At 65.7% G+C, this 12,552-nt stretch carries 10 protein-coding genes; 4 read left to right on the plus strand and 6 right to left on the minus strand.

All coding sequences use genetic code 11. The annotated features are described in order from the left end of the window. The first annotated feature begins 13 nt into the window (after positions 1-13). Positions 14-604 carry a GNAT family N-acetyltransferase gene (locus tag ACFC1J_RS09940; RefSeq protein WP_375904873.1) on the plus strand — a complete coding sequence of 197 codons (591 nt, stop codon included), beginning with the start codon at positions 14-16 and terminating at the stop codon, positions 602-604. Beyond that, positions 601-1,410, plus strand: coding sequence for a PaaX family transcriptional regulator (locus ACFC1J_RS09945; protein ID WP_375904876.1), 810 nt, complete (start codon positions 601-603; stop codon positions 1,408-1,410). The genes ACFC1J_RS09940 and ACFC1J_RS09945 overlap by 4 nt, the downstream gene beginning before the upstream one ends. Positions 1,411-2,476: 1,066 nt before the next feature. On the opposite strand, the gene ACFC1J_RS09950 is transcribed toward ACFC1J_RS09945, so the two are convergent. The 6 genes from ACFC1J_RS09950 to ACFC1J_RS09975 form a co-directional block, all read right to left on the minus strand. Continuing rightward, entirely contained in the window at positions 2,477-2,953 is a 477-nt protein-coding gene (locus ACFC1J_RS09950; protein WP_375904879.1) for a hypothetical protein, read from the minus strand. 26 nt (positions 2,954-2,979) lie between these two features. Continuing rightward, positions 2,980-4,101: a hypothetical protein gene (locus tag ACFC1J_RS09955; RefSeq protein WP_375904882.1), complete on the minus strand. Its 1,122-nt coding sequence runs from the start codon at positions 4,099-4,101 to the stop codon at positions 2,980-2,982. 862 nt (positions 4,102-4,963) lie between these two features. After that, on the minus strand, positions 4,964-6,244 hold the full coding sequence (locus ACFC1J_RS09960; RefSeq protein ID WP_375904885.1) for a Gfo/Idh/MocA family protein: 1,281 nt from the start codon (positions 6,242-6,244) through the stop codon (positions 4,964-4,966). After that, positions 6,225-7,115, minus strand: coding sequence for a carbohydrate ABC transporter permease (locus tag ACFC1J_RS09965; RefSeq protein WP_375904888.1), 891 nt, complete (start codon positions 7,113-7,115; stop codon positions 6,225-6,227). The genes ACFC1J_RS09960 and ACFC1J_RS09965 overlap by 20 nt, the downstream gene beginning before the upstream one ends. 2 nt (positions 7,116-7,117) lie before the next feature. Continuing rightward, positions 7,118-8,017 carry a carbohydrate ABC transporter permease gene (locus ACFC1J_RS09970; RefSeq protein ID WP_375904891.1) on the minus strand — a complete coding sequence of 300 codons (900 nt, stop codon included), beginning with the start codon at positions 8,015-8,017 and terminating at the stop codon, positions 7,118-7,120. Positions 8,018-8,099: 82 nt separating this feature from the next. Beyond that, on the minus strand, positions 8,100-9,401 hold the full coding sequence (locus ACFC1J_RS09975; protein WP_375904894.1) for an ABC transporter substrate-binding protein: 1,302 nt from the start codon (positions 9,399-9,401) through the stop codon (positions 8,100-8,102). Between the two features lie 187 nt (positions 9,402-9,588). On the opposite strand from ACFC1J_RS09975, the gene ACFC1J_RS09980 reads away from it, so the two are divergent. Then, positions 9,589-10,836, plus strand: coding sequence for an ROK family protein (locus tag ACFC1J_RS09980; protein WP_375904897.1), 1,248 nt, complete (start codon positions 9,589-9,591; stop codon positions 10,834-10,836). Beyond that, positions 10,833-12,524, plus strand: a complete 1,692-nt coding sequence (locus ACFC1J_RS09985; RefSeq protein ID WP_375904900.1) for a beta-galactosidase — start codon at positions 10,833-10,835, stop codon at positions 12,522-12,524. Before ACFC1J_RS09980 ends, ACFC1J_RS09985 begins: the two co-directional genes overlap by 4 nt. The last annotated feature ends 28 nt before the right edge of the window (positions 12,525-12,552 follow it).

The raw sequence follows: 12,552 nt of genomic DNA on the forward strand, positions 1-12,552 counted from the left end.
TAGATTGATCTCTATGGACACCGTCGCGATCGGCCGAGGATTCACCGAGGATGAACGCACCCGAGTCGCATCCTTGTATTGGGAGGCCTTCAGCCGGAAGCTGCGACCCGGATTCGCCGACGAGCCGACCGGGGTCGCCGTCGTCCGGGCTGGTCTGCGCACTGACCACGTACTCACCGCCCGCCGCGGTGACCAAATCCTCGGGGTCTGCGGCTTCTACGACGCCGGCACAGGGGCAGCGGATCTCACCTGGACTCGCCTGCGACGGTCGCTGTCTGTCCCGGCGGCACTGCGTGCGAGCCTTGTGCTGTCGCTGCTGTCTCGACCCGCCCGCCCGGGATCGCTCGTGCTGGATGGCCTCTGCGTCGACAGCGCCGCGCGTGGCCTCGGCATCGGGACAGCGCTGCTGAGCGCAGCATCCGAGCGCGCCAGACAGGATGGCGCGCGAACTGTCCGCCTCTCGGTGGTTGATGGCAACCCTCGTGCGCGCGCCCTCTACGAACGCCGGGGCTTTGTACCGGTCGAGTCGGGAACGATCGGCATACTCTCGCTTGTGTACGGCTTCGACGGCTACACCGCCATGGAACTCGCGGTTGACAAATGACACGTCAGATCACCCCGCGGACCGTCGTTGAGGCGTTTCTGCCAGCTTCTGGCGAGGCCCGGCTGTCCGACATCTACGACACCGCCAATCTCGCAGGCCTCGACGACCAGCCAGTGCGCCTGGCGATCCGCCGCCTCATCGCCGGCGGCGACGTCACACAGCATGGGCGAGGGCGAGCAGGCACGCTCGCCCTCACCAACGCCGGACATCGTCGCCTGCAGCGCGATAGGCAGAGCCTCACCCTCGCCTTCGCCCAAGATGCGGGCCACTCAAGGTGGGACAGGCGCTGGCATTTGATCGTCGTGAGCGTCCCCGAACGCGAACGCGCGGTACGGGACGCGCTCCGCCGGGAGCTCGGCGACCTGGGGGCGGTATCCATCTCGACCGGGCTCTACGTCAGCCCACATGACCTCGTCGCTGCGCTGCGTGTCGACGCAGGCCAGTACTTGTCTACGGCGACGACCGACGACCTCAACGTCCAAGGGATCACCGATCCTCTCGCGATCGCCGAGAACCTCTGGCCACACCGCCACATCGCCGCCGCCTACACGGTCATCGACGACGTCCTCCGAGAAGATGCCGCCAACACGTCGACACCCGACGTCGTGCGCCAGCTACAACTCGCCGATGCCCTCGAACGAGCTATACGACATGACCCACTCATCCCACTCGAGCTCCGAGGGGGCACCTGGGCACCAACCACGATCCGTGCCGCATGGGCACACCGGTGGGACACGCTGCAAGAGGGTGGCAGAAGCCTGATCTACCAGGGGTGGTGGCCACCCGCGACCGACGAAACGAGTTGACGGACGCCGGGCTCCTTTGACCTGATCGAAAGCCACCGACTCTCGATCAGGTCAAGGGGTGAATGCTGGGTTCGTGGTGCGCGGCGATGGGTGGTGTCCCGGCTGGAGGCTGCGTGGTCACATGGGTGTTGTGCTGGTGATGCGCTCGTCCCCAGAGACGACCCGCGCTGAGCATCCCACGAGGCTGCCGGCCCTCATTACAGACACGAAGGATTTCATCCGGTACGAGCATCTCTACGCAGGATCGCCATCACGGGATCGCCCTAGTTGGAGTAGTTCTTGCCGGGTAGGACCGTTGCGACCGAGCATCCACTCACTGACTGGTGCGGGCGGGGTGATCCACATGTGTGGCTCCTTTCTGCCAGCTAGACCAGCCTCCCATTGGCCTCGGTCCTCGTGGCAGTCCGGCCGGTGGCTCCTGGTGCTGCCGTCAGTTCTGCTCGCCGGCACGCGAGGTGCGGTGTCGACGTTTGAGTGAACGTGCTGTCCGATACGTCATGCGCGCGATGACTATTATCGCCAGCATCAGGGGTCGACGAAGTTGTCAAACGCATGGGCGGGCAGGGCACGGACATCGCATCTGCGCTGACCTCCCGATGGGGGCGGTCTCGTGGTCAAGGTCGATGAGGACTGGATGCGTTGCTGGGTCTGGAAGGCTGCCGCCCGCTGGCGAGCCGCTGCGAGTAGAGGGATTGCGGTGCCAGCGGGGAACGAGGTCGCGGAGGTCGTGTCGCTTCGGCTGATCACGATCGACCGGGGGCTCGAGTTCGACGGCCTGTAACAGCGCGCGAGCCGCACCGTCTCGGTTGCTGGCGTGGGGATAGTTCTGCGTCCTCTCCTGAGGACGCCTGTGGTGATCGTGGCGCTTACTTGGATGTCGGTGCTAGGAATCCGCCAACTATGCCGGACGGTTGCCCGCGGTGAACGCCTGCCAACCATGCGGGAATCGGTACCTTTCAGTGCCAACCTCCGCCCGAACCTACAGGCGACTTCCACTGATGTAGGTTCCGGCTATTGATGGCAAAATCCGCCGCTAGTTGGCAGTCCGGCAGGGTTCACGACTGCATTAGTCGACAGGCTTGTGCGGGTTCTGGGCGCGTCGCCGTGTGACTCGGCTGACAACCAGTACAAGTGTGAGGGCCAGGGCCGATCCGGCTGCGCAGAAGAAGATCCATGAATTGATTCCCCAGACCGAATCCGGGTTGCTTGCCAGGACGGCAAGGGTCGTGATCATGACGACGGCGATGGCTGTAGAGAACAGCCATGCGTCTCTACGTTGCTTCGCGTATCGCTGTGAGGTGAGGGTGATCAGCGCTGCGACGATTGCGACGATCACCCCTGCCAGGGTGACGATCGTCCCTGTCCAACCGACGACGAGAGCGAGAGGGCTTCTCGTCCCGCAGGTGATCAGTAGTGGTGCGAACGTATACGAGAACTGTTCGCTGCAGTGCAGGTCCCTCAGCCTCAACATCGCCAAGAACGATACGAGAAGCGGTATGAGGATGGCGCCGACCAATGCCGTCCATCCGAGGATGAATGGCATCGGCCGACGCATTGATGTGGAACTACTCAATTGACTCGGCAATCCCAGAACTGAGCCGAGTCGTTTCCGAAGTTGCCTGAGTACCAGCAGAGGTTCGGAGCTTTGTAGTGCCACTTGTCACGGTTGAGCACCATACGGCTTTCTGCAGGCCCTGGGCCGGGGTAGGTGCCTGGGGTGACTCCCATGCAATCCATCAGCGCCATCTGAGGCCACGTCTCACACATGGATCGACTCACCGGCTGGACGATCGAGCCGAGCTCGCTGGAAGTGTCGTCCCCCTTGAGCGGGTACATATAGATCGACAGATAGTTGCCGCCTGTGGAGTTGGCCCATCCCATCACCTGGGGCTGCGCCATGCCCACGGTGATTGAGCTCACTTCGCACGGGTCGGTCAGATCGTTGAAATCACCGTAGAGCCCGAGGTTGCCGGGGGCGGCGATCTGCGACCCCCCATAGATCACCCACGCGAACCAGCTGAACGGCCTCGTGGAAGCCGCCGCCCAATCCTTGTAATTGACCGTCGTGGCACCACAGGTCGGCCGGTACCCATATCCGATGGGGAGGGGGCCGGGAGCTGTGCGAGCATGCGTGTAGAAGTCGTACTGGAATTCCATCCCCCAGTGGTCCGCCATAGCCGACGGCGTGGCGAAAGGGGTCAGGCCATACCATGAGTACTTCGCGCTGATCGCAAGGGTTGTGCCGGCGCTTTGCACCATAGACTCCACTGCGTTCGGTTGCCACGTATATGTGTAGCCGGACGCGCGAGCAGGCGGTTGCTCGCTAGGCGGGGGGTTCTTTGCATCTTTCATTGCCAGCGATGCATCGGCGTCCGGTGCGTCGTAGACGGGTAGATCCGCGCCCAAGGCGACCGGCGCGCTTCGCTTGCCTGAGCCGCTGTCGGCTAACAACTGCGCATCGACGTATGCGGATGTGATCTCTGGTGCAGTTCCTGTCTTTTCCTTCACCTGCGCCAGGAACTCGTCGACTGTCATCCCCTCGTCAGGCCAGAAGTCACCGACGATCGAGTCGGTGACGAAGTGGTAGCCGAGAACTTCGATCCCTGCGCCGGTGGTGACGGTTGTCGCCGACTCAAGGCTCACCGGATGGGCGAAGTCCAATTCGGCGAACGTCGCCTTCACATCTTTCATTGTTGGAGCCGTCGAGGCAGGTGCAACAGCGGCGCTTGCCGCCGGCAACCCAACTGACGCGGCGAGCACGACAGCAGTGATCCCCCCTAGAAACGATCCCACGAGCTTTGTACGCAAACTATCCTCCGGTCCCGCTTCGCTACAGCCTTCCCCCTCTTCGGAGTCTGGGGATTTGTTATGTGCTTGTCAAGAATTTCTTGAGAGGTGCAACAGGGCGGTCGGGGCGCCTGCAATGTCGGTGGCCACTGTTGCGCCAGGAGCCAAGGCTCGCCGTGTGGTTCCCGGAGTGGGCGCAGGCAGAGGCGCGCCCGGCACCGCATGTCCGCATGAACACGACCGTTACAGAGGCATGGGGACAGGTCGACGGGTACCCCTGGGCTCGGCCACAGAGCCATCGTCCATGCGGAGTGTTGCACGACTAAGTTCGGGAACACCGCGACCATGCGCTCTCCTGAACGCGTGTTCAATCATGCCTTTGGCGTGGTTGCTTATCTCGGAGTCCGTCATCGCCCTGAGCGTACACACGGGCGCCGATGTCGGGGCCGACGCGAAGATGGAACGCAGTGTAGGAATCCGCCCCTTCACGTGGAACCCTGAGCGGGCGGCCATTGTCAATTGCCTTAGATTCGGCTCGATCCGCCGCCATCTCGTGCCCGAGCCTACAACTGACCCGGTGGGCGCCGGTGGTTGACGGAGAGTCTGCGAGTCTCTGGCGACGACTCGGCACGGGGGAGGGATGTCTTTGTCGTTTGGAGAGCCCGGCCCGCGCCGACCACCTAGCGCCACAACCGTGCTGTCGCATCAGAGCGCAGCGTCACCCCGCGGAGTTGCCCGACTCGCTGCGATCTCCGCGGAAGCACTATCAGTGCGCAGCCATCTCCACCACGGCTCCCGTTCGCCGCGACTCCTCTGCCGCGAACACCACGCGATGGCTCTCCATGCTGGCGTGGATGCTCGTCGAGAGCTGTTGCGGCGACGCCTCCCGCAGCGCCTCGACGAATGCCGCGACGAGTCGCGCGTCACCACCGCCGTGACCGGCTGCGGCGTCGAACCCGCCCTCGTCCGTGTCGTACGTCGTGGTCTGCAGTGTGCGGAAGTCGTAGACGCTGATCATCCGCCCGTCGCCCGTGATCTGCCCCGCGGTGCCGAACAGCCGCGTCTTGCGGTTCGCGCCCTCGGTGAAGGCGGAGAGCGTGAAACTTGCGAGCCGGCCGTCGGCGAACTCCATCTGCACGGTCTGGTGATCGACGAGATCGTTGTCGCAGTCGTACACGCATCGCCCCCAGGGGCCGGTCTCCAGCGCCCGCTCGATCGCCCCTGGAGTGACCTCGCCCGCCATGACGAGAGCGTTGTACTCCTCCGCGGAACCGGGGTTGTCGAGGCCGCGCCGGTAGTAGCGCACGGCCGAGAAGGCGCAAGAGGGCTCCAGCGCGCAGCTCACGCACCGATCTGACGCGCCCGCCGGGCGTGCCTCAGGGCGGAAGTATCCGAGGGACCCGAACGACGTGACCCGTTGCACGGGCCGCCCCATGACGTAGAGCAGCCAGTCGATGTCGTGGCACGACTTGGCGAGCAGGAGGCTGTGACTGGCGTCGGATCGCCGCCAGTTCCCGCGCACGAATGAGTGCGCGAAATGCAGATGCCCGATCGGCTCGAGGTGCTCGATCTGCATGATCTCGCCGATCGCGCCGCCGTCCAGCAACTCACGCAGCTTCTGCGTGTAGGACGTGTAGCGCAGCACATGACAGACGGTGATGCTCACCCCGTTGTCGTTCGCGACGGCCTCGATGTCGTCGCAGTCCTCGGGACTGGTGGCGATCGGCTTCTCCAGGAGGATGTCGTATCCGAGCTCCGCGAAGGCCACACTCGCGTCCCGGTGCTCCTGGTCGGGCAGCGTCACGATGACGGCGTCCGCGAGCCGTGGCTGTGCAGCCAGTTCACGCCAGTCTCCGAAGACCTGTGTCACGGCGAACGCGCCCGTGAATCGCTCCAGCGTCGTCGGATTGGGCTCGGCGACGGCGGCGATTTCGACGCCAGGGATCTCCACCGCTGCGGAAGCATAGGCATGACCGCGCATCCCCGCTCCGACCACGGCGAGACGGATCCGCCGCGCCTCGATGACATCATCCCTTTGCTGCACCACTGAGCAGTCCCTTCACGAAGTATTTCTGCAAGAAGATGAACAGGATCACGATGGGGATCGTGGCCAGCACCATGAAGGCGAAGACCGCACCATAGTTCGACACGTGCTCACTGATCTGGCGATACATGCCGACCGTGACCGTGCTGCCGCTGGCCGGGCCGAGGATGATCAGCGGTGTGATGAAGTCGTTCCAGAGCCCGACCGCGAGGAAGATGATGACGCTGGCCCCGGCGGGCCGGAGCAGCGGGAACACGATCGCCCAGAACGTGCGGATCGGCCCGGCGCCGTCGATCGCGGCGGCCTCCTCGAGTTCCTTGGGGATCGTGCGCATGAAACCGGTGAACACGAGCACCCCGAACGGGAGGTTGCCGGCGACGTACACGATGATGAGACCGAAGATCGAGCCGATCAAGCCGAAGTCCTTCATCATGCGCAGCAGCGGCAGCAGGGTGGTCGCCTGCGGGATCATCAGGCCCAGCGGGATCGCGACCCACAGCGCCTTCGAGACCCAGCCGCTCGATCGCACCATGTAGTGGGCCATCATCGCGGAGAGCACCGTCGAGATCACGACGCTGATCACGGTGATCTGCACGCTGTTGATCAGTCCGTTCCAGAACAGGGCATCCGGCCTAGTCAGCACATCCACGAAGTTCTGCAGGGTCAACGGCATCACCGGCAGACCGGGGAAGCGATAGATGGCGTCCTGAGTCTTGAACGAGTTCAGCAGGACCAGATAGATCGGGTAGATGAAGATCGCTGTCACGATCAGCGCGATCAGCGTGCGCAGCGGGCCGGAACGGCCGGTGTCGACGCTTCCGTTCCGACGGCGGCGACGGCTCTTCGACGAGGCGGTGACGATCTGTTCGGTCACGGTCACAGGTCGACCTCCCGCTTGCGCATCAGACGGATGGAGAGGAGCGAGATCAGCGCGATGATGAGGAACATCACCGCTGCCTTCGCTGCGGCATACCCCACAGCCCCGGAATCGAGCCCGGTGTGGACGACATCGAACGCGAGAGTCGAGGTCGTGCCGACGCCGGGGCCGCCATTGGTCATGACCTTGACCTGGTCGTAGATCTTGAAGCCGCCGATCATCGACAGGACCGTCATGATCGTCACGGACGGAGCCAGAAGCGGCCAGGTGATCGCCCAGAACCGACGGATCGGCCCCGCTCCGTCGATCGAGGCCGCTTCGGCGAGCTCCTTGGGCACGCTCTGCAAACCGGCGAGATAGAGCACCACGCACGTGCCGACCGACTGCCAGGCGACGATCCCGCCCACGCTGTAGAGCGCCAGCGCGGGATCGGACAGCCATCCGGGCGGATGCGGCATGAATGCGTGCAACGCCGAGTTGATCAGGCCGTCGTCCTTCAGCAGCTGCTGCCAGATGACCGCCACGACGACGGAGGACAGGATCACCGGGACGAAGAAGACCGCGCGCATGGCGTTGAACGCCCAGCCGCTGCGGTCCAGCAGAACCGCGATGCCGAGCCCCAGCGCGTTCGGCACGACGACGCAGATGGCCGTGAGGATGACGGTGTTGCCCAGGGTCTGCAGATAGGCCGGATCGGCGAACAGGCGCCCGTAGTTCTCGAACCATACGAACGATGTCGTGACGCGGTAGGCGTCCTCATTCGTGAGACTCGACCAGAAGGCGACCAGAAGCGGCCAGAGCACGAAGATCGCGTAGAGGGCGGCGCCGGGGACGGCGAACAGCAGAAGGTGGAGTGGATTGCGCAGGATCTTCCGGCGCGGGGTGGTCTGTGTGGTCATGAAGGTCCTCACCTCCGAACGGCGCACCGGGGAGGGGCGGATGCTGCGGCACTGCGCGCATCCCCCTCCCCGGGCGTTCGGGCTACTTCTGGGCGGCCGCGTACTGCTCGTCGAGGTACTGCGCGAACTCCTGCGGCGACTTCTTCCCCGTCAGCAGGTCGACGTTCGCGGCGATCAGCAGATCGCCGAATCCGGGCGGCAGTGCGCCGTCGCCGGTGACATTGCCCCAGGCCGGCACCGCGGTCTTGGCGGTGGCCGCGTCGTCGTAGGCGGTGACCATCTGGGAGTAAACCGGGCCGACATCGCTCGGCACGGTGTAGTCCTTGACGGTGATGATCCCGCCGTCGATGATGACCGTGGAGTCGAGGTTCTTGGTGTCCGTGGCGAAGGCGAGCGCCCACTTCTTGGCGAGTGCGACGTTCTTCGACTTGGCGTTGACGTTCATGCCGGCACCGCTGACCGTCGGGATTGCGGCCTTGCCATCGTCGCTCGGCCAGCCGAAGACGCCGATGTCCGTGCGCTTCGCCTTGTCCGCGGCGGCGGTGAACCACGAGCCCATCGGGTACATCGCGGCCTTGCCGTCGAGGAACGCCTGCTCCAGATCGGCGTACGGGCGCGTCATGGCGTCGGCGTCGTCGTAGCCGGCCTTCACCAGGTCCGCGACCTTCTGCGCGGAGCCGACGAACTCCTCGTCCGTGAATTTCACCTGGTTCTTCTCGCGCTTGACGAACCAGGTCGGATCCTTGATGAGCACATCCGCGGACACCGCGGCGTTGAGGGCGAACACCGTCGCCCAGGTGTCTTTGCCGCCGCCGCCGATCTCGAACGGGGCGATACCCGCGGCCTTGAGCTTGGCGCAGTCCTCGGCCAGCTCGGCATAGGTCTTCGGCGCGCCACTGATGCCGGCCTTCGCGAAGAGATCCTTGTTGTAGTAGACGAGCGGGATCGCCTGGGCGCTGCTGGGCACGCCGTAGAACTTGCCGCCGATCGTTCCGGAAGTGAAGTCCGTGATGCCTGCGTCCTGCAGTTCCTTCTTCGTGTACTCCGCGAGTTCGCCCTTCTGTGCGAGTCCGTTCGCGACGCCGGCGGCGAAGATGTCGGGCGCCTGCCCCGAGGCGAACAGCTGCTGCGCATAGGCCGGGGTGTTCTCCCCGACGACCTTCTTGATCGTGACCCCCGGCACCTTCTCGGATGCGCGCTTGATCGCCGCGTCCCAGTACTGCGGGGTGAGGTTGGGCGACTCGGAGACGAGGAAGGTCAGGGTGACCTGATCGCCGGACCCGGAGGAGTTCGGCGCGCCGGCGGTGCATCCAGTGAGCGCAACTGCTGCCGCCGCGACGGTGCCGACGAACAGGAATTGCGTTTTACTCCGTTGTGTACGCATGGGGGCTCGTTTCTCGGTGATGTGGGCGCGTGGCGATCCACGCCGCCTTGTCGGGATTAGATAAAGTGATTTAATAATCACCGTATCCCGGGTAGTTTGACAGTCGCTCCTCACGCTGTCAACCCTCTCTTGATCAGATAGGCTCTGCCCTATCCGGGTCGGCGCCGATTCAGAAATGAGCTTTGTTATGTCCCTTGAGCACGCCTCCTCGAGCGTGGCGCACGCGGGAGACTCGTCAGCGTTGCGCAGCTGGAACGTCGCCGCGGTCCTGCGCGTGCTCTTCGACGCTCAGGGGTCACCGCCGTCGACACCTCCCTCGTCGCGCACCGACGGGCACACCGTCACGGACATCGCGCGCACCGCGGGAGTCTCCCGCCCGACGGCCGAGGCCGCCGTCGAGGCCCTGATCGGGCAGGGGTGGCTGACGGTCGCCCCGCCGCCCGCGAAGGCCGGACGCCGCACCGCGGGGCGGCCCGCACGACGCATCCGCTTCAACGCCGACGCCGGATGCGTGGTCGGCGTGGACATCGCTCCGCATTGGGTGCGGTGCCTCGTCGCCGATCTGGCCGGACAGGTGATCGGCCGCGCCGACTACCCCCTCGCGGGTGGAGCGACAGCCGAGGAGCGCATCGCCGCCGCGCGCGTCGCGATCACCGAGGCGCTGCGGCTCGCCGACCGCACCGATGACAGGATCCTTGCCGCTACGGCCACGACCGTGGGTATCGTCCAGGCCGACGGCGAGGTCCTGAGATCGCTGCTGCCCGGTCTCAGTGGTCGGAACATCGCCGAGATGCTCAAGCCCCTCCTCCCGGTTCCGGTGCGCGTGTCGAATGACATGCGCGCCGCGGTGCTCGCCGAGCACTGGGTCGGTGCGGCGGTGGACTGCCGCAGCGCCGTCTATCTGCATGTCGGTCGTCGGCTGGGCTCGGCATTCCTCATCGACGGCGCCTCACCGCTCGGGCACCATGGCGCCGCGGGAGAGATCCCGCCGGAGACCGGCCGCCGCCTCATCGACGCCTATCGCAAACTCATCCGGTTCACCGGCGTGCACGTCGATACGCTCTCGCGTGAGGAGCTGCTGGCCGTCGATCCGCATACGGTGTTCGACGCCGCACGTCTGGGGGATCCCGGCGCCCACCACGCGGTGACGGAGTTCGCGGGCGAGTTCGCGGAGGGCATGGAGGGCCTTGTGATCACGGTCGACCCCGAAGTGGTCGTGGTCGGCGGCGGCGTGGTCGTCGCGGGCGAGGTCGCCGCCGAGGCCTTCAGGACGCATTTCGCGAAGGTGTGCACGTTCGAGCCCCGGGTGGTGGTCTCCACCTTGGGTGAGAACGCGGCGGCGATGGGTGCCGTGCGCCTCGCGCTCAACGATGTCGAGGCGCACCTGTTCGCCAATCCGCTCGCGCACCCGACCACCATGGGAGCCGTCGGATGACCTCGACCGGCGCCCCTCGGGTGCTCTCGGGCGCGGCCCACTACTTCCGCTCGCTCCCCGAGCAGTGGCCCGACATCATGCGATCGCTGCGGGCGATGGGCCTCGATACCGTCGAGACGTACCTCGCCTGGAACGTGCACGAGCCTCGAGAGGGGCGATGGGAACGTCTCGACGAGATCCGGCGGTTCCTCGACGACGCACACGCAGAAGGGCTGCGCACCATCGTGCGGCCCGGTCCGTACATCTGCGCGGAGTGGGACAACGGAGGGCTGCCGTCCTGGCTGACCGGCCGGCTCGGACGCCGCGTGCGCAGCAGCGATCCCGGCTACCTCGCAGCGATCGAGAGGTATCTCGATCAGGTGGTGCCGCAGTTCGCCGATCACCCCAGTCTTCTGATGGTGCAGGTCGAGAACGAGTACGGATCCTTCGGCACCGATCGCACGTACCTGACGGCGCTCGCGGACGGGCTGCGGCGGCGCGGCGTCACCGTGCCGCTGTTCACGAGCGATGGCTGGACCGACGCGTGCCTGACCGGGGGCATGATCCCCGGAATCCCCGCGACGGTGAATTTCGGATCCCAGGCGGAGGACGCGTTCGCCGCGCTGGCGCGGCATCGCCCGAACGATCCTCCGTTCTGCATGGAGTTCTGGAACGGCTGGTTCGACCATTGGGGGCGCCCGCATGTCACCCGCGCTGCGGACGACGCCGCCCGCGCCCTCCAGGAGATCCTCGAGGCCGGCGGATCCGTGAATCTGTACATGGCTCATGGCGGCACCAACTTCGGCACCGGCGCCGGCGCCAACCATCACGACCATGCCGGCGCCGACGTCTACCTGCCGACCGTGACCAGCTATGACTACGATGCTGCGCTCGATGAGCGCGGCGCCCCCACCGAGAAGTTCTTCGCGTTCCGGGAGGTGCTGGAACGGTTCCGGCACCGTCAGGAGCGGGCAGAGCTGCCGTCGCTGCACCCGCTCGTCTCTCCCGTCGTCATGCCACTCGTTGACGAGGCATCCGTGGTCTTCACCGAGCGCGGTGCCTTCCCCCTGCCGCCCGCCTTCGAGGACCTCGGCATCGATCATGGTCTGGTCCGCTATCGCACCGCGGTGCCCGGCCCCCGTGTGCCGTTGCCGCTGCAGCTCGTCGAGCTGCGCGACCGCGGGCATGTCCTCGTCGACGACCGGCTGGTCGCGATCGTGGAAGGATCCGGTGCGCCCGCCGATCTGCCCGTCGTCGGGGGGCCCGCGCGCGTCGACGTGATCGTGGAATCCATGGGGCGCGTGAACTACGGCCCGCGCCTCGGCGGCACCAAGGGTCTCGGCGGGCTGCGCCAGGACAACCAGTGGCTGCATGGCTATGCCGTGTCCGTGCACGAACTGCCGCAGGTGCATGAGCTGGAATGGACGCCGGTCGTCGCCCCGCCGGCGCCGACCGGACCGCGCTACTACCGCGCCACGGTCGACCTGCCGGAGCAGGCGGACGGCTATCTCTGCATCCCCGGAGGATCGAAGGGCTACGTCTGGTTCAACGACCTGTGCCTCGGACGCTATTGGAACCAGGGCCCTCAGCAGCGGCTGTACGTGCCGTGGCCCTGCACCCGCGCCGGCGTCAACACGGTGACCGTGCTGGAGCTGGACGGACTGGCGTCGCTCGACGTCTCCCTACACGACGCGCCGGCGCTCGGGTAGACCCCGTCGACCTGACCGTGCGCCGTTT

Source organism: Microbacterium sp. NPDC056052 (assembly GCF_042266785.1).
GTDB lineage: Bacteria > Actinomycetota > Actinomycetes > Actinomycetales > Microbacteriaceae > Microbacterium.